14 protein-coding genes are annotated in these 17,890 nt (G+C 72.9%); 3 read left to right on the forward strand and 11 right to left on the reverse strand.

Annotation, left to right across the window (positions count from 1 at the left end; translation table 11 throughout):
* Positions 1–228: 228 nt before the first annotated feature.
* Positions 229–1,089, reverse strand: coding sequence for a bifunctional methylenetetrahydrofolate dehydrogenase/methenyltetrahydrofolate cyclohydrolase (locus ACF1G2_RS16305; protein ID WP_391798893.1), 861 nt, complete (start codon positions 1,087–1,089; stop codon positions 229–231).
* A gap of 247 nt (positions 1,090–1,336) precedes the next feature.
* Between ACF1G2_RS16305 and ACF1G2_RS16310 the strand changes: the two genes are divergently transcribed.
* Positions 1,337–1,918: a hypothetical protein gene (locus tag ACF1G2_RS16310; RefSeq protein WP_391798894.1), complete on the forward strand. Its 582-nt coding sequence runs from the start codon at positions 1,337–1,339 to the stop codon at positions 1,916–1,918.
* Positions 1,919–2,017: 99 nt separating this feature from the next.
* On the opposite strand, the gene ACF1G2_RS16315 is transcribed toward ACF1G2_RS16310, so the two are convergent.
* The 3 genes from ACF1G2_RS16315 to purN form a co-directional block, all read right to left on the reverse strand.
* A complete protein-coding gene (locus ACF1G2_RS16315; protein ID WP_391798895.1) occupies positions 2,018–3,469 on the reverse strand; it encodes a DUF2079 domain-containing protein in 1,452 nt (483 codons plus the stop codon).
* 132 nt (positions 3,470–3,601) lie between these two features.
* Positions 3,602–5,164, reverse strand: a complete 1,563-nt coding sequence (gene purH, locus ACF1G2_RS16320; protein ID WP_391798896.1) for a bifunctional phosphoribosylaminoimidazolecarboxamide formyltransferase/IMP cyclohydrolase — start codon at positions 5,162–5,164, stop codon at positions 3,602–3,604.
* Positions 5,161–5,775 carry a phosphoribosylglycinamide formyltransferase gene (gene purN, locus ACF1G2_RS16325; protein ID WP_391798897.1) on the reverse strand — a complete coding sequence of 205 codons (615 nt, stop codon included), beginning with the start codon at positions 5,773–5,775 and terminating at the stop codon, positions 5,161–5,163. The genes purH and purN overlap by 4 nt, the downstream gene beginning before the upstream one ends.
* Before the next feature lie 219 nt (positions 5,776–5,994).
* Here purN and ACF1G2_RS16330 point away from each other — a divergent pair, with 219 nt between their 5' ends.
* A complete protein-coding gene (locus ACF1G2_RS16330; RefSeq protein WP_391798898.1) occupies positions 5,995–6,771 on the forward strand; it encodes a hypothetical protein in 777 nt (258 codons plus the stop codon).
* 7 nt (positions 6,772–6,778) lie between these two features.
* On the opposite strand, the gene ACF1G2_RS16335 is transcribed toward ACF1G2_RS16330, so the two are convergent.
* Entirely contained in the window at positions 6,779–8,320 is a 1,542-nt protein-coding gene (locus tag ACF1G2_RS16335; RefSeq protein WP_391798899.1) for a DUF6350 family protein, read from the reverse strand.
* A gap of 116 nt (positions 8,321–8,436) precedes the next feature.
* On the opposite strand from ACF1G2_RS16335, the gene ACF1G2_RS16340 reads away from it, so the two are divergent.
* On the forward strand, positions 8,437–9,882 hold the full coding sequence (locus ACF1G2_RS16340; RefSeq protein WP_391798900.1) for a sigma factor-like helix-turn-helix DNA-binding protein: 1,446 nt from the start codon (positions 8,437–8,439) through the stop codon (positions 9,880–9,882).
* A gap of 107 nt (positions 9,883–9,989) precedes the next feature.
* Here ACF1G2_RS16340 and sucD read toward each other — a convergent pair whose 3' ends face one another.
* The 6 genes from sucD to ACF1G2_RS16370 all read right to left on the reverse strand — a co-directional run bounded on the left by sucD (position 9,990) and on the right by ACF1G2_RS16370 (position 17,770).
* The gene (gene sucD / locus ACF1G2_RS16345) at positions 9,990–10,874 is read right to left on the reverse strand and encodes a succinate--CoA ligase subunit alpha (protein ID WP_260229316.1); all 885 of its coding nucleotides are present in this window, start codon (positions 10,872–10,874) and stop codon (positions 9,990–9,992) included.
* Positions 10,875–10,894: 20 nt separating this feature from the next.
* Positions 10,895–12,073 (reverse strand): ADP-forming succinate--CoA ligase subunit beta, encoded by a 1,179-nt coding sequence (gene sucC / locus ACF1G2_RS16350; protein ID WP_391798901.1) that lies wholly within the window; start codon positions 12,071–12,073, stop codon positions 10,895–10,897.
* A gap of 377 nt (positions 12,074–12,450) precedes the next feature.
* Positions 12,451–13,647 carry a VWA domain-containing protein gene (locus ACF1G2_RS16355; protein WP_391798902.1) on the reverse strand — a complete coding sequence of 399 codons (1,197 nt, stop codon included), beginning with the start codon at positions 13,645–13,647 and terminating at the stop codon, positions 12,451–12,453.
* A complete protein-coding gene (locus ACF1G2_RS16360) occupies positions 13,644–15,959 on the reverse strand; it encodes a DUF5682 family protein (RefSeq protein WP_391799039.1) in 2,316 nt (771 codons plus the stop codon). The genes ACF1G2_RS16355 and ACF1G2_RS16360 overlap by 4 nt, the downstream gene beginning before the upstream one ends.
* Before the next feature lie 119 nt (positions 15,960–16,078).
* Positions 16,079–17,248 (reverse strand): AAA family ATPase, encoded by a 1,170-nt coding sequence (locus ACF1G2_RS16365; protein WP_391798903.1) that lies wholly within the window; start codon positions 17,246–17,248, stop codon positions 16,079–16,081.
* 111 nt (positions 17,249–17,359) lie between these two features.
* Positions 17,360–17,770, reverse strand: a complete 411-nt coding sequence (locus ACF1G2_RS16370) for a hypothetical protein (RefSeq protein WP_391798904.1) — start codon at positions 17,768–17,770, stop codon at positions 17,360–17,362.
* Positions 17,771–17,890 lie beyond the last annotated feature (120 nt).

The raw sequence follows: 17,890 nt of genomic DNA on the forward strand, positions 1-17,890 counted from the left end.
GAGCCCCGGCGCCCGAAGCGCCGGAAGCGTCCGGGACACGCCGGGCTCCCGAGGTACCCGCGCCGGACGCACCCGGAGCACCCGGAGCACCCGGAGCACCCGCGCCAGACGCGCCGGAAGCGTCCGGGACACGCCGGGCTCCCGAGGTACCCGCGCCAGACGCGCCCGCGGCGCCCGCGGCATCCGGGGCGCCCGACGTGTCGCCCCCCGTCACGCGCGACGTCATCGTCAGAGCGCCTCGGCCGCGCGCTCCGCGGCCTCGACGACGTTGACGAGCAGCTGCGCGCGGGTCATGGGGCCCACGCCTCCCGGGTTCGGGGAGATCCACGCCGCGACCTCGTTCACGCCCGGGTCCACGTCACCGACGATCTTGCCCTCGCCGTTGCGCGAGACGCCGACGTCGAGGACGGCCGCGCCCGGCTTCACGTCCTCCGGCTTGATGAGGTGCGGCACGCCCGCCGCCGCGATGATGATGTCCGCGCGCCGCAGGTGCGCCGCCAGGTCACGCGTACCGGTGTGGCACTGCGTCACCGTCGCGTTCTCCGAGCGCCGCGTGAGCAGCAGCGGCATCGGGCGGCCGATGGTGACGCCGCGGCCGACGACCACGACCTCCGCGCCCTTGATCTCCACACCGTGACCGCGCAGCAGCGTGATGATGCCGTTCGGGGTGCAGGGCAGGGGCGCCGGCTCGTTCAGTACGAGTCGGCCCAGGTTCATCGGGTGCAGACCGTCGGCGTCCTTGGCCGGGTCCATCAGCTCCAGGACGCGGTTCTCGTCGATGCCCTTCGGCAGCGGGAGCTGCACGATGTAGCCGGTGCACTCGGGGTCCTCGTTGAGCTCCCGTACGACGGCCTCGATCTCCTCCTGCGTGGCCGTCGCGGGCAGTTCGCGCTGGATCGAGGCGATGCCGACCTGCGCGCAGTCGCGGTGCTTTCCCGCGACGTACTTCTGACTGCCCGGGTCGTCGCCGACCAGGATCGTGCCGAGGCCGGGCGTGACGCCCTTCTCCTTCAGAACCGCCACGCGGGCGGTCAGATCGGTCTTGATCGCGGCTGCGGTGGCCTTGCCATCGAGAATCTGGGCGCTCATGGGCCCATCCTCCCGGATGACCCCTCGCTTGTTCCAATTCGCGTCGGCACCGGCCGCGCGGAGGCGGACGGAAAGGTTGCACTCGCACAACACCCGTGCGAACCGACTGGACAAAAAGTCGACGCTACGACGACGATGTCCGCGAACTGCCGCGGGCAGTGCCGGGGGGCAAATCGCTCATACGCTGTGAAATCTCCTCCGTCGCGGGCCGCGTTGTCCCCGCACAGACCAACGGAGGAATCCCGCGATGAGCTTCGGTGAACCGAACAACCCCTACGGCCAGCAGCAGGGCCAGCAGCCGGGCTACGGCTACCCCCAGCAGCAGGGCCAGCAGCCGGGCTACGGCTACCCGCAGGCTCCCCCGGTCCAGCAGCCCTACGGCGGCGGCTACCAGGGCGTCACGGAGATGCCGGGCGGTGTGAAGGCGGCCCGCGTGATGCTCTTCGTCATCGGCGGTCTCCAGATCCTCGGCGCCGTCTTCGCCGCGCTCGCCGCGGTCGGCGTCAGCGCCGCCAAGAACGACCCCGCGCTGAAGGACGACGTCCAGTTCCAGCAGGTGGCCGACTGGTCCGTCGGCGCGGTCTGGGGCGTCACCGTCCTGATCCTCGCCTGGGGTGTCCTCGCCATCGTGCTCGGTGCCAAGTTCGGCAGCGGCGGCAACGGCGTCCGCGTCACGGCCCTGGTCTTCGGCATCATCACGGCGATCCTCGGCATCTACCCGTTCGTCGTCATCGGCCTGGCCCACACCGTGATGGCGATCCTCGTCGCGGTCTTCGTCGGCAAGGGCGACGGCTCGGCCTGGTTCAACCGTCAGCGCGCGCAGTACTGATCGTCGCGTCGGCACACCGAAGGGGCCCGGTTCCGCACGGAACCGGGCCCCTTCGGCATGGGTGACCGTGCGCGTCCCGCCCGCACGCCCACCCCACGCTCAGCTCCGCTTGAGCACGACGAACTGTCCCGACTGCGCCGACACCTCGTACCGCGCCTCCGGGTGCAGCTGGGACGCGAGCTGCACCGGGTCCGTCACCGGCTGGGACCAGCCCGAGGCCAGGTCGAGGGCCAGGTAGTCCGGGCTGACGCCCTTCGCCCCGCCCACCCAGTAGACCTTGCGGTCCGCGGTGAGGTGCGCCATCAGCGTGACGTTCGTCTCCACGCTCGCCCCCGCCGGCACCGCGTCGACCGCCTTCCGGGCCTCCACGGTCCGGGCGTCCGTACGGTACGTCTCCGAGCGCAGCAGCTCCCGCAGCGGCAGGTCCAGGGCGACCACGATCGCGACCGCCGTGACGACCGGGACGACGACCTTCCCGTACGCCACGAGCCACGCGCGCGGGGAGGTCCGCACGGCGCGGACGCCGTCGACGAGCGCGAGGAAGACGACCGGCATCAGGATCGCGCTGTAGTGCCAGACCATCCCCCAGTGGTTCGGGTCCTGGGAGAGGAAGCGCCAGCCGAGCGTCGGCAGCACGAGGAGCATCAGCGGTGAGCGCAGGGCCAGGAAACCGGTGACGCCGACGAGGAAGAAGATCATCTCCCACTTCACGCCGGAGCCCAGCGAGCCGAGCAGCACCTGGACGAAGGAGACGTCGGCTCCCTCGCTGGACTTCTCGATCTTGGCCCAGTAGTCGTACTGGCCCACCCGGCTCGCCGCCGGGATCAGGACCAGGACCGTCAGGGCGAAGAAGGCGGCGCCGAAGGCGGCCAGCGAGGCACCGAGGCGCTTCTGCCCCTTGAGGAAGAGGACGGCGCCGACCATCGCGACGGTGAGCCCCATGTCCTCCTTGACCAGCACCAGCGGCGCGGACCAGGCGGCGGCCGCCGTCCAGCGCCCGAGGAGCAGGGCGCGGCAGGTCAGCGCGAGGAGCGGGACGGCGAAGGCGATCTCGTGGAAGTCGGACTTGACCGCCTCCTGGAGGCCCCAGGACAGCCCGTAGGCGACCGTGAGCCCCAGGCCGGCGGCGCGGCTGCCGAGCACCTGGTGGGCGGTGCGGCCGACGACGACGGCGGAGGCGGCGAAGAGCGCGGCCTGCGCGAAGAGCAGGGCGAGCGGGGAGGACCAGATCCAGTACAGGGGCGCGAGGAGCGCCGTCACGGGACTGAAGTGGTCCCCGAGTATGAGGAAGCCGGGGCCCTTGATGTCGACGATCGGCGCCCGGAACTCGGCGTAGGCCCGGACGGACTGGTTGAAGATCCCCAGGTCCCAGGAGGGCGTACGGAAGTGCGCGTACTGGACCCAGGAGTAGAGGAAGTAGAGCGCGCACAGCACGGCCGCCACCAGGGCGTACGGACGTATGGGCGCCTCGGCGAGCCCGCGCACCGGCGGCTCGGCGCGGCCGGTCTCCGGGGCGGAGGTCTCCACCGCCCCGCTCTGTACATCCAACACCGCGCCCCCACCCACCAGCCGCCGACAAAAGAGCAACCCATTAGACCAGAGCGTTCGGGCGGCCCCACAGACCGAGACGGGCGGCCCGCCGGTACGTCACGTACCGGCGGGCCGCCCGTCGTACCGTTGCGGTCAGTGGAAGAAGTGGCGGGTGCCCGTGAAGTACATCGTCACGCCCGCCTTCTTCGCCGCCTCGACCACCTGCTCGTCGCGCACCGAGCCGCCGGGCTGCACGACCGCCTTCACGCCGGCCGCCGTGAGGATCTCCAGGCCGTCGGGGAACGGGAAGAACGCGTCCGAGGCCGCGTACGAGCCCCGCGCGCGCTCCTCGCCCGCCCGCTCGACCGCGAGCTTCGCGGAGTCGACGCGGTTGACCTGCCCCATGCCGACGCCGACCGAGGCGCCGTCCTTCGCCAGCAGGATCGCGTTGGACTTGACCGCGCGGCACGCCTTCCAGGCGAACGCGAGCTCGGCCAGCTCCTCGGCGGAGAGGGCGTCGCCCGCCGCCAGCGTCCAGTTCGCCGGGTCGTCGCCCTCGGCCTGGAGGCGGTCGGTGACCTGGAGGAGCGCGCCGCCGTCGATCGGCTTGACCTCGACCGGGTTCGCCGGGGCGCCTTCGGCGCGCAGCACGCGGATGTTCTTCTTCCTGGCGAGGATCTCGACGGCGCCGTCCTCGTAACCGGGGGCGACGACGACCTCGGTGAAGATCTCGGCGACCTGCTCGGCCATCGCGACGGAGACCGGACGGTTGACCGCGATCACGCCGCCGAAGGCGGACAGCGGGTCACAGGCGTGCGCCCTGCGGTGGGCCTCGGCGACGTCCGCGCCGACGGCGATGCCGCAGGGGTTCGCGTGCTTGATGATCGCGACGCACGGCTCGGAGTGGTCGTACGCGGCCCGGCGCGCGGCGTCGGTGTCCGTGTAGTTGTTGTACGACATCTCCTTGCCGTGCAGCTGCTCGGCCTCGGCGAGGCCGCCCGTGCCGTCGACGTAGAGCGCGGCGCCCTGGTGCGGGTTCTCGCCGTAGCGCAGCACGCTGGAGCGCTCGTAGGTGGCTCCGAGGAAGTCGGGGAAGCCCGAGTCGTCCGCGGCGGCGTAGTCGTCGGCGAACCAGGAGGCGACAGCCACGTCGTACGCGGCGGTGTGCTGGAAGGCCTCGGCCGCCAGGCGCTTGCGGGCGGTCAGGTCGAAGCCGCCCTCCCTCGCCGCCACGAGGACGTCCGCGTACCGCGCCGGGCTGGTGACGACCGCCACCGACGGGTGGTTCTTGGCGGCGGCGCGGACCATCGACGGGCCGCCGATGTCGATCTGCTCGACGCACTCGTCCGGGGTGGCGCCGGAGGCGACGGTCTCCTTGAACGGGTACAGGTTGACGATCACCAGGTCGAAGGGCTCGACACCCAGCTCGGCGAGCTGGTTGCGGTGGTCCTCCAGACGCAGGTCGGCGAGGATGCCGGCGTGCACGCGCGGGTGGAGGGTCTTGACGCGGCCGTCCAGGCACTCGGGGAAGCCGGTGAGCTCCTCGACCTTGGTGACCGGGACACCGGCCGCGGCGATCTTCGAGGCGGTGGAGCCGGTGGAGACGAGGGCGACACCCGCCTCGTGCAGGCCGCGGGCCAGCTCCTCAAGGCCGGTCTTGTCGTAGACGCTGACGAGTGCGCGGCGGATGGGGCGCTTCGTACCTTCGGCGGTCACGGGATTGTTACCTTTCGTCCCTCAATGCGGTAGCCGTGCCGGGCCAGACGCCCCACGACCTCGACGAGCAGCGAGCGCTCGACTTCCTTGATGCGCTCATGGAGAGCGGCTTCATCGTCCTCGTCCCGGACCTCGACCACGCCCTGGGCGATGATCGGGCCGGTGTCGACGCCGTCGTCGACGAAGTGGACGGTGCATCCGGTGACCTTCGCGCCGTACGCGAGTGCGTCCCGCACTCCATGGGCACCGGGAAAACTGGGGAGCAGCGCCGGGTGGGTGTTCACGACCCGGCCGCCGAAGCGGGCGAGGAACTCCTTGCCGACGATCTTCATGAAACCGGCCGAGACGACCAGGTCGGGCTCGTACGCGGCGGTGGCCTCGGTCAGGGCGCGGTCCCACCCCTCGCGGGTCGCGTGGTCCTTCACCCGGCAGACGAAGGTGGGGAGACCGGCGCGCTCGGCCCGGTCCAGACCCGCGATGCCGGTGCGGTCGGCGCCGACGGCGACGATCTCCGCGCCGTACCCCTCGGGATCGGCGGCGATGGCGTCGAGCAGCGCCTGAAGGTTGGTGCCGGAGCCGGAGACCAGGACGACGAGGCGGGCGGCGGCCACTGGGTCACTCTTTCCGTGGTGTTTGTACGGTCGCACGAACGAATCGTGCCTCTGGATACGGGGAACCCTACGAAGGGCCCGACCGTCAGCAACGATACCGGCACACGGGAAGGCCCCCACGGGACGGGGGCGTGGCCGGGGGGTAGCGTCGGGGTTCGACGACAGTTCAGCCCGTAGTTGAGACAGCAGTTGCGACGACAGAGGGAAGACGTTCAGCAGATGCCGGAACGCCAGTCCACGGACGACAACAACCCGTTCGCGCCGCCGCCCGAGGGGCAGCCGGACCAGCCGTGGCAGCCGCGGCGGCCGGAGGGCTCGGACGACGACCCGTCGTCCGGGTCGTCCGGGGCCCCCGACGGCTCCGACCGCTCCGGGGCCCCGGGCCGCTGGAGCAGCCGCCAGCCCGGTCGCTCCACCGACGGCTTCGGCCGGCGCCCGGAGCGCCCCACAGGCCCCGACGGCCAGGGCCAGGGGCCGGGGCCCCGGTGGGACCCCACGGACCCAACGCAGCGGCGGGCGCGGTACGCGCTGCTCGCGGGCATGTGGGCGTTCTTCTTCGCGATCTTCGACATCCCGGAGCTGGCGCTGCTGCTCGGCGCGCTGGGCATGTACTGGTCGATCAGCGCGCTGCGGTCCAAGCCGAAGGCGCAGGGGCAGGGGCAGGGGCAGGGGCAGGGGCAGGGGCAGGGGCAGGCAACGCCCGGAACGCACGGCCCGTCACCCGTCCAGCCGCAACCCCTCTCGGCGAGCGGCCCCCAGCCGCCCGTCCAGCCGGGGACCTCGCGCATCGCGGCCCGCGCGCAGCGCACGGCCGCCGTGAGCGGTCTGGTCGCCGCGGTGCTGTCCCTGCTGATCGTGGCGGGCGGCTTCACCATGCAGATGGCCTACCGCGACTTCTACACCTGCCGCGACGACGCTCTGACCAGGTCGGGCCAGCTGGCCTGCAACGACCTGCTGCCGGAGCCGCTGCGGGAGCCGTTCGGCGTACCGAAGTAGGCCCGCCCTACGCGTCGCCCTCGGGACCCTGCGCCGGATACGGCGCAGGCGAAGGAGCAGGAGACGGGGCAGGCCACGGGACTTCGGGCGGCAGGGACGGGGGCGGGGCCCATGGCGGCGGGGGCAGCGGGGGCAGGGCCGGTTCCCAGGCCGCCGGCAGGTAGTCGTACGGCTCGAACCCCGCATCGTCGTCGTCCTGCGCCGCCTCCTCGGTGAGCGGGGCGGCCACGGGCACGGGGACGGGCGCCGGTACGGGGTCCGGAGCGGGGCCCGGCAGCGTGACGGGGGCGCCCGGCGGCTCCGTCGCCCTCGGCTCGGACGCCGGCTTCATGCCGCGCCGGGCCCAGGCCCGTACCCCCAGCGCCACCGACACCCCCACCGCCGCGCACCACAGCACCGCCGCCGCGCCGGCCTGCCACCACACCGGGCCGAACTCCGCCAGCCGGCCCGTGCCGAGCGGGCCTCCGGCGGCCGCCGCGAGCAGCGCCGTCGCCGCCCCGCACACCCAGGCGCCGATCAGAGCCGTCAGCGCCGTGTCCCGGGCCGTCCAGGTCCGCGCCGAGCGGCCCACACCCGCCCCGAGGATCACGGCCGCCACCAGCGGTACGGCCGCCGCGGCCCAGTGCGGCCAGCTCCCCCGGCCCTCGGCGGGGAGGGCGGCGAGCAGCGGGAAGGGCGGGACGGCCGCGGCTCCGGTGAGGCCCAGAGGGGTCGCGGACGCGCCCGTACCGAGCGCGAACCCGGGCCCGAGGCCGTACGACGCACCCCAGACCGCCGCGTTCGGCACCAGCGCGGCGGCGAGCAGCAGCACCGACAGGCGCCCCGACCACTCCCCCGAAGGCCCCGCGAGCCCCGCGAAGGAAGCGTGCGCCGCGCCCGCGTGCCAGACCAGCGAGGCCGCGAACACGACGGCCCCGCCACCCAGCAGGGCCACGAGCGCCGGTCCGGCCGCGCGCAGCGCCACGGCCGTCTGTTCCTGCTCGGGCAGAGGTCGCCCGGCCGCCGTCCAGACACCCAGACCCGTCGCCGCGGCCACCGTTCCGGGCAGCCACAGGCCTGCGGCCACCGGGTCCGCCGGCAGCGGACCGCTCGCCGCGTAGACCACGACACCGACCGCGACCAGCAGATACCCGCCGGCCATGGCGGCCACCGCGGCGCTCGCGGACGACCGGGGCCCGGTCGTCTGCTCGGTGTACGGCTCCATCGTGTCCCGCGCGGCCCGGTGCAGCAGCCAGGCCGGCAGGGCCATGAGCAGCAGGGGCGCCACGCCCACGGGCGCGCCCGCCCCGGCCATGGCTCCCGTGCGGACCAGGTCCACGCCGTGGGCGAGCAGCCACAGCCCGGCGGCGGTGTGCAGGGCCCCGCCGGGGCCGCTGTCGGGGTAGGGCGAGCTGATCCACAGTCCGGTCACGAGGACCGCCAGCGCGCCGAGGCCGAGCCCCGCCGCGACCCCGCCGCGCACGAAGGCGGTCGCCAGGGCGGCGGACCGGCCGCTCCGGACCACGGTCTCGGCTGACGGCGAGGAGGGCCGTTCGGTCAGACGGTTCACGCGCCCATGCTGCCAACGACACGCGCTTTTCTCGCGTAACAGGCAAAACGCCGTTGTGTCGCTCAAGATACGTTTATGTACTTTTCCGCCCGGAACCCTGCGGGAGGTCGTCGCCCATGAACCGGAGCATCCCCTCTCCCAAGGAGCGGCGCAGACTGCGCGAGGCCAAAGGTTTGAGCGAGGACCAGGTCGCGGAGGCCATGGGTGTCACGCGGGCGACGGTCCGGTCCTGGGAGACCGGCCGCACCTCGCCACGGGGGCGCAAGCAGGAGGCGTACGTGAAGCTGATCGGCGCGTACGACGAGCAGCACACGCCCTCCGATCCGCCGCCGGCCGCCCCGAACGCCCACACCCGTCCGAGGGCCGCGACCAAGCGAGCGGCGAAGCCGCCCAAGGGCCCCGCGGCAGCCGCTCTCGGCATCGGCGGAGGCCAGAAGGCCCCGCGGGCCGTCCGAGCGGGATCCCCCGACACCCAGCAGCCCCTGGAGAGACTGAAACCGGTGGAGACTCCCCCACTGCCCCCGCACCCGCCGGCCGAGCAGCTCCTCGAGGCTCCGGCCCCGGAGGCCTTCGAGGCACCCGAGGCCTCCGAGGCACCCGAGGCCCTCGTAGCGCCTGAAGCCTCCGAGGCACCCGAGGCCTTCGTAGCGCCTGAAGCCTCCGAGTCACGCGAGGCCCTCGTAGCGCCTGAAGCCTCCGAGGCACCCGAGGCCCTCGTAGCACCCGAGGCACCCATGGCCCCCATGGCCCCCGCGGTGCCCTCCCTCACCCCGGAGGAGGCCTTCGACGCGCTCTACGCCCACGCGGCGCCGGGACTCCTCCACCAGACGTACCTGCTCACCGGCCGCCGCCGGCTCTCCCGGGAGGCCGTCGAGCGCGCCTTCCAGCAGGCATGGCAGCGCTGGCCCGAGGTCGCGGTCGACCGGGACCCGGTGGGCTGGGTGCGGGCGGCGGCGTACGAGTACGCGCTGTCCCCCTGGCACCGGCTGCGCCGCGCCCACAAGCATCCGGACGCACCGCCGACCGAACCCGCGCGGCGGGAGCTGCTCGGGGCGCTGCTGGAGCTGCCGCCGCCGTACCGCCGTACCGTCCTGCTCTACGACGGTCTCGGCCTCGACCTGCCCGACACGGCGGCCGAGACGGAGGCGAGCACCCCCGCCGCCGCCAACCGCGTCATGCATGCCCGCACCGCCATCGGCGAGCGCGTGCCCGCGCTCGCCGACCCCGACGCCCTGCAGCGGACGCTGGGCGCGCTGGTCGCGGAGACACCGACGGCGACGCTCGCGGAGGCCCGGTCCGTACGGGACGGCAGCGAGCGGAGCAGCCGGATGTGGACGCGTGCGGTGGTGGGGGTGACGGCGGCCCTCATCGCGGTGACGGCCCTGACGGCCGCGACCGCGCCGACGCAGTACCTGCCGCTGATCCACCCCGGCGAGCGGGTCAACGGGGTACCCGTCCGCGGCGGCTCGCCGAAGCTCACCCCCGAGGACGTGAGGCTGCACGACCGGCTCCGCTCCCAGCCCCACAACGGGCCGGAGCGGCTGATCCCCGATCCGCACTGACTCCCGCCCCGCGGTACGCGAACGGGCCCCGTCCCCACCCGGTCTCCCGGGCGGGGGCGGGGCCCACCTGTGCGGTTCAGACGTTGCTCGAGCCCGCGAGGCTTTGCTTAACCGGCCAGAATGGCGCGCGCCAGCTTGGCGGTCTCGGTCGGCGTCTTGCCGACCTTGACGCCGGCGGCCTCGAGGGCCTCCTTCTTCGCCTGGGCGGTGCCGGAGGAGCCGGAGACGATGGCACCGGCGTGGCCCATGGTCTTGCCCTCGGGCGCGGTGAAGCCCGCGACGTAGCCGACGACCGGCTTGGTGACGTTCTTCGCGATGAAGTCCGCCGCACGCTCCTCGGCGTCGCCGCCGATCTCGCCGATCATGACGATCAGGTCGGTGTCGGGGTCGGCCTCGAACGCGGCGAGGGCGTCGATGTGCGTGGTGCCGATGACCGGGTCGCCACCGATGCCGACGGCGGACGAGAAGCCGATGTCACGGAGCTCGTACATCATCTGGTACGTCAGCGTGCCGGACTTCGAGACCAGGCCGATGCGGCCCGGCTTCGTGATGTCGCCCGGGATGATGCCGGCGTTGGACTGGCCCGGGGTGATGAGACCGGGGCAGTTCGGGCCGATGATGCGGGTCTTGTTGCCCTTCGACTGCGCGTACGCCCAGAAGGCGGCGGAGTCGTGGACGGCGATGCCCTCGGTGATGACGACCGCGAGCGGGATCTCGGCGTCGATCGCCTCGACCACGGCGGCCTTGGCGAAGGCCGGCGGGACGAAGAGGACGGAGACGTTGGCGCCCGTCTTCTCCATCGCCTCGGCGACGGAGCCGAAGACCGGGACCTCGGTGCCGTCGAAGTCGACGGACGTACCGGCCTTGCGCGGGTTCACGCCACCGACGATGTTGGTGCCGTCACCCAGCATGAGCTTGGTGTGCTTCATGCCCGTGGCACCGGTCATGCCCTGGACGATGACCTTGCTGTCCTTGGTGAGGAAGATAGCCATGGTGTGCTTGACCTCGTCCCTTACTTCGCAGCCGCGAGCTCGGCGGCCTTGTCGGCCGCGCCGTCCATGGTGTCCACACGCTGCACGAGCGGGTGGTTCGCGTCCGACAGGATCTTGCGACCCAGCTCCGCGTTGTTGCCGTCGAGGCGCACGACCAGCGGCTTGGTGACCTCTTCGCCCTTGGAGGCGAGGAGCTCCAGGGCCTGCACGATGCCGTTGGCGACCTCGTCACAGGCGGTGATGCCACCGAAGACGTTGACGAACACGGACTTGACGTCCGGGTCGCCCAGGATGATCTCCAGGCCGTTCGCCATGACCTCGGCGGAGGCGCCGCCGCCGATGTCGAGGAAGTTGGCCGGCTTCACGCCGCCGTGGTTCTCACCGGCGTACGCGACGACGTCCAGGGTCGACATGACCAGGCCGGCGCCGTTGCCGATGATGCCGACCTCGCCGTCCAGCTTGACGTAGTTGAGGCCCTTGGCCTTGGCCGCAGCCTCGAGCGGGTTGGCTGCGTCCTTGTCCTCGAGCGCCTCGTGCCCGGGCTGACGGAAGTCGGCGTTGGCGTCCAGGGACACCTTGCCGTCCAGCGCCAGGATCCGGCCGTCCTTGGTCTTGACCAGCGGGTTGACCTCGACGAGGAGCGCGTCCTCGGCGACGAAGGTCTTCCACAGGGTCACCAGGGCCTCGGCGACACCCTCGGCCACGTCGGCCGGGAACTGCGCCTGGGCCACGATCTCGCGGGCCTTCTCGATGCTCACGCCGTCGACGGCGTTGACCGGGACCTTCGCGAGGGCCTCGGGGGTCTTCTCCGCGACCTCCTCGATGTCCATGCCGCCCTGCACCGACGCCATCGCGAGGAAGGTGCGGTTGGTGCGGTCGAGGAGGTACGAGACGTAGTACTCCGCCTCGATCTCCGGGGACAGCTCGGCGATCATCACCTTGTGGACCGTGTGGCCCTTGATGTCCATCCCGAGGATGTCCGTCGCGCGGGCGACGGCCTCGTCCGGGGTGGCGGCCAGCTTCACGCCGCCGGCCTTGCCGCGGCCGCCGACCTTCACCTGCGCCTTGACGACCGACTTGCCGCCAAGACGCTCGGTGGCCTCGCGCGCCGCCTCAGGCGTGTCGATGACTTCACCGGCCAGCACCGGTACACCGTGCTTGGCGAAGAGGTCCCTCGCCTGGTACTCGAACAGGTCCACGCGCGTCCGTCCCTTTTCTGATGATCGCGGTTCGTTGTCTGCGTGGGCGTGCCGCGGAGGGCAACGTGACTGCGCTGTCACAAGGGAGGCGTACACGGTGTCCGTGGACGCGGCATGTCCGTCTCGCAGGTTATCCCCGCAGGCCGTGGGTCCCTAAATCGCAGGTCACACAGGAGCGGTGATACGGGTCACAGATCGTAGGGGTTCCGGGGCGGTCCGTAGGGGTCCACGGCGGTGACCTGGTGACCCCTGGCACAGGTGGGAACAGGGGTGTACGGCCCTCACGACGCGCCCGGACGCGAGGTGAGGGCCCCGAGGACCCCGATGTGATATGGGCCTCAGTGTGCCCGGACGCGGCCGGCCGGGTGGTTAACCGGCTACGGATTCCGCAGTGTCTGTGCCGTGCCCGGCACGGGCAGCGGCCGCTTCTCGATCGCCGCCGCCATCACCTCGGGGAAGAGGTCCGGGGTGCAGGCGAAGGCGGGGGCGCCGAGCGCCGCGAGCGCCGCCGCGTGCTCGCGGTCGTAGGCGGGGGCTCCCTCGTCGGAGAGCGCGAGGAGGGCGACGAACTGGACGCCGGACGCCTTCATGGCCGCGACCCGCTTCAGCATCTCGTCGCGGATGCCCCCCTCGTAGAGGTCGCTGATGAGGACGACGACGGTGTCGGCCGGCCGGGTGATCTGGGACTGGCAGTAGGCGAGGGCGCGGTTGATGTCGGTGCCGCCGCCGAGCTGGGTGCCGAAGAGCACGTCGACGGGGTCGTCGAGCTGGTCGGTGAGGTCGACGACCGCCGTGTCGAAGACGACGAGCCGGGTCGCGATCGACCGCATGGAGGCGAGTACGGCGCCGAAGACGGAGGCGTAGACGACGGAGGCCGCCATCGACCCTGACTGGTCGATACAGAGGACGACGTCCTTCTTGACCGACTGCGCCGCCCGGCCGTAGCCGACGAGCCGCTCGGGGACGACCGTGCGGTACTCGGGCAGATAGTTCTTGAGGTTGGCGCGGATCGTGCGGTCCCAGTCGATGTCCCGGTGCCGGGGCCTGCTGATCCGGGCCGAGCGGTCGAGCGCACCGGTGAGGGTGGCCCGGGTACGGGTGGCGAGCCGCTTCTCCAGGTCGTCGACGACTTTCCGTACGACCGCTCGGGCCGTCTCCTTGGTCGTCTCGGGCATGACCTTGTTCAGGGAGAGCAGCGTGCCCACGAGGTGGACGTCCGCCTCGACGGCCTCCAGCATCTCGGGCTCCAGGAGGAGGGTGGAGAGCCCGAGGCGGTCGATGGCGTCGCGCTGCATGACCTGGACGACCGAGCTGGGGAAGTACGTCCGGATGTCGCCGAGCCAGCGGGCGACGGAGGGCGCGGAGGCACCGAGGCCTGCGGACCGGTCGCGCCCGGTGCCGCTCGCCCCGGTCTTCTTCGTGCCTCCTCCGTAGAGCGCGGTCAGGGCGCCGTCCATGGCGGCGTCCGTGCCGGTGAGGGAGCGGCCGGTGCCGTCGGCCTCGCCGCCGCCGAGGACCATGCGCCAGCGGCGCAGCCGCTCGTCGTGCCCCGTTCCGCCGGTCGTTCCGGTCATCGGCCCGCTCCCGCCATGTCGATGTCTCCCAGGATCAGCGCGAGCACCGGGAGGACTCCGTCGGCCCGCTCGTCGTCGAGGCCGGTGCCGAAGCCGGGCAGGCCGGCCTCCGTGCGGCCGGATGCGGCGGACGGGCCGCGGGCGACCAGCTCGCCCAGGGTGCGGCGCACGCCGGGTTCGTACGCCGAGAACGTGCGGCGCAGCAGCGGCAGGACGTCGGTGAAGGCGTCCGCCGTGACGTTCGTCAGCCAGGTGTCGACCAGCACGAGCAGCCGTTCGTCGTGGACGAGGAGCATCCCTCCGCCGGAGGCGCCGCCGACGAACCCCTCGATCCAGGCGGCGGCGTCTGCGGGCGGGGTGCCGGGCGAGAGGGCGAGACCCATGAGCCGCGCGGCCTCGTCCTCGTCGAGGCCGCCCTCGTCGAGGAGCAGCCGGGCGGCGCGGCCCCGGATGGTGCCCGGCACGCTGTCGCGGCCGGCGAGCCCGCGCAGGACGCCGGCCCATCTGCCGGACAGCTCCGCACTGTCGGGGAGCAGCTGGAGCGCGCCGTGGACGCCGTCGAGATGGCCGCGCATCTCGACGGCCGCGTCCGTGTCAAGCCCGGTGCAGGCGGGCGGCAGGCCAACGCAGATCCGTTCGGCGAGCCCGGCCGCGACCTCGCCGAGCGCGGCCGTGTCGGTGGCGCGCACGTCTCCGTAGCGCAGGGAGCGGGCGAGCGCGGGGAGGGCCTGGGCGAGGTGGGCGACGTCGGTGTCGAGCGCGGCGCGGTCGGCGAGGGCCGTCATGACGACGGGCAGGGCGGCGCCGAGTCCGCCGAGCAGGCACTGCTCGGCGAGGGCGGTGACGTCGGCGAGGGACGTGGCCTCCAGGGCGCGGGCCTCGGCCTTGGCGGTGGCGGCGGACTCGACGGTGGTGCCCCAGACGCCGGCCTCGGCGACGCGGACGTGCAGCTCGGGCTCCCAGAGCAGCCGCCAGCTCTCCCGGAAGGTGCCGGTGCTGCCGCGTCCGGCGACGGGTGTGCCCCAGGCGACGGAGAGCAGGGTGAGCCGGTGCAGCATGCGGCTGCGTGCCGCGTCGTTCTCCTTGCGCAGGTCGAGCTCCAGCTCCCGCTCCTGCGCCTCGGGCTTGAGGCGCAGGCTCCGCTGGAGCCGGGCGAGGTCGCGCTGGAGCGGTACGGCGGGGGCGGCGGCCGGGACCTCGCCGAGGACGTCGCCGACGACGAGGCGGTCCCGCACGAGGTCGAGCTTCAGGTCGGAACCGTCGCACATCACGGCCCGCACCGCGTCGGTGGTCTCGCCGAGCCCGGCGAGCGGCCTGCCGCGCATCGCCGCGAGGGTCTCGGCGAGCCGCACGGCCTCGATGACATGGGCGGAGGAGACCATCGTGTCCTCCGCCCTGAGGAGGCCGGCGACCTTGGTCATCCACCGCTCGATCGGACGGTCGGGGGTGGCGAAGAGGTGTCCGTACCAGCCGGGGGCGTCGATGCCGGCGCCGTATCCGGAGCGGCGGGCGAGACGGCGGTGGGTCCAGGGCACCCAGGTCATCTCGGTCTTCACCTTGGGCAGCCCCTTGAGCAGGGCGCGGTCGGCGGTCGCGGTCGTCCTCCCCACCAGCGCGGGCACGTGCCAGGCACCGCAGACGACGGCCACGGCGTCGTCCCCGAACTCCTTGCGGGCGGCCCGGAGCTGGATCCGCATGTACGCCTCGCGGATCAGGTCGCGGGCGTGACCGCCGTGGCCGTACGTCTCGCGCAGGGCGCCCATGGCGTCGGCGAGCGCCCCGAAGGGGGCGACGGGGTCGGCGGCGCCGCGCAGCTCGACCACGTCCTCCCACCAGCGCTCGGGGTCGTCGTGACCGGCGGCGCTCGCGAGCTCGGCGATGGGGTCGATCCGCAGCCCCTGGTCGGCCTCGTCCTCCTCGCCGTCGCCCCAGGTGGGGTCGGTGGCGGCGAGGGTGTGGGCGGCGGGGAGGTCGATGAAGCGGACGGCGGCGCCGTGGTCGAGGGCCCAGCGGATCGCCACCCACTCGGGCGAGAACTCCGCGAAGGGCCAGAACGCGGCGCGGCCGGGGTCGTCCACGGCGTGGGCGAGGAGGGCGACCGGCGGCCGCATCCCGTCGTCGCAGGCGAGCGGCAGGAGTGCGTCGGCCTCCGGCGGTCCCTCGATCAGCACGACCGCCGGCCGCCGCGCCTCCAACGCCCCCCGCACGGCCCGGGCGGACCCGGGCCCGTGGTGCCGCACCCCGAGGAACAGGGTCCCGGATCCCCCACCGGGGGCGGCCGTCCCCCGAGAACGTCCCGTACCGGACGGCACGGCCTCGGCAGGCGCCGCCGCCGACGTCACGGCCGGCGCCGCACCGGCAGGCACCGCACCCTCGCAGGGGATCTGAGGTGCCGTCAGCGGCGGGGGTGCCTCCGTGGCCCGGGGCGCCCTCACGCGCTCACCTCGCGGCAGGCGCGGTAGAAGTCCTTCCAGCCGTCTCTCTCCCGGACGACCGTCTCCAGGTACTCCTGCCAGATGACGCGGTCCGCGGCCGGGTCGCGGACGACCGCGCCGAGGATGCCGGCGGCGACGTCGGCCGGGCGCAGCACGCCGTCGCCGAAGTGGGCGGAGAGCGCGAGGCCGCCGGTCACGACGGAGATGGCCTCGGCCGTGGACAGCGTCCCCGAAGGGGACTTGAGCTTGGTACGGCCGTCCGTCGTGACTCCGTCGCGCAGCTCGCGGAAGACGGTGACGACCCGGCGGATCTCCTCGACGCCCTCGGGTACGGCCGGCAGGTCGAGCGAGCGGCCGAGCTGGTCGACGCGGCGCGCGACGATGTCGACCTCGGCGTCCGGCGTGGCGGGCAGCGGCAGCACCACGGTGTTGAAACGGCGGCGCAGCGCGCTGGAGAGGTCGTTGACCCCGCGGTCCCGGTCGTTGGCGGTGGCGATGAGGTTGAAGCCCCGTACCGCCTGGACCTCCTGGCCCAGCTCCGGCACCGGCAGGGTCTTCTCGGACAGGATCGTGATGAGCGTGTCCTGCACGTCGGCGGGGATGCGGGTGAGCTCCTCGACGCGGGCGGTCAGCCCTTCCGACATGGCGCGCATGACGGGACTGGGCACGAGCGCGTCCCGACTGGGGCCGTGGGCCAGCAGTTTGGCGTAGTTCCAGCCGTACCGGATCGCCTCTTCGGGCGTCCCGGCGGTGCCCTGGACCAGCAGCGTCGAGTCGCCGCTGACGGCGGCCGCGAGGTGTTCGGAGACCCAGGTCTTCGCCGTGCCGGGCACGCCGAGCAGCAGCAGTGCCCGGTCCGTGGCGAGTGTGGTGACGGCAACCTCGACGATGCGGCGCGGCCCGACGTACTTCGGTGTGATCACCGTTCCGTCCGGGAGCGTCCCGCCGAGGAGATAGGTGGCGACGGCCCACGGCGAGAGCTGCCAACGGGCGGGCCGCGGACGGTCGTCGGCGGCGGCGAGCGCCTTGAGCTCGTCCGCGAAGGCCTGTTCGGCGTGCGGCCGCAGGACCTCGGAACCGAGATCTGCGACGGCCGGGACGGCGCCCGCCCCGGTGTCGGTGCCGACGCCGGGCACGGCGCTCGCGATGGTTTCGGACACGGTCATGGATCCCCCTCCAGATCGTTCGACCTGATGTGGGATCCACCGTGCACCATGGCACTGACAGTCGGCCCCGGCCGCTGTCCGGAGGGGCCGAAACCGGCTGTGCCCGCGGCCTCAGCCGGCGATCGGGGAGACCGCGACGCAGCCTCCGGCCATCGCCTCCGGGCCCTTCGCCTCCTTGATGACCTTGCCCTCGTGGATGACCTTGCAGGTGAGGTCGGACGGGTCGAGCGCGATCGGCATGACGGCCGGCGGCATGATCCCCTTCAGCGTCACCGTCTTCTTCCACGGCGTCGTCGGCTTCGTCTCCTTCTCGAGCTTCGGCTCCATCGCCGTGCCGCTGCCGCCGTGGTACTCGATCGACTCGATGCCCTTGCCGGAGACCTCGTAGGTGACCTGGAAGGTCTCGTTCACGGCCTTGTCGACCTGGTCCGCCGCCTTGTCCGCGGCCGAGCAGGCGCCGAGGCCGAACGCGAGACCGGTGACGGCGAGCGCCGAGACGGCGGTGCGGATGGTGCGCTTCATGAGGGGTCCCCCTGGTGCGGTTCGTGTGGCGGGTCGGGGGCAGACAATCGTAAAGGGAAGGCAAAGTCAAATACCCGGCTCCGCTCTCCCCTCGTTCGAACGAGCAGGTCAAGTCCGTTG

It is taken from the genome of Streptomyces sp. NPDC013457 (assembly GCF_043089925.1).
Taxonomy (GTDB): Bacteria; Actinomycetota; Actinomycetes; order Streptomycetales; family Streptomycetaceae; genus Streptomyces.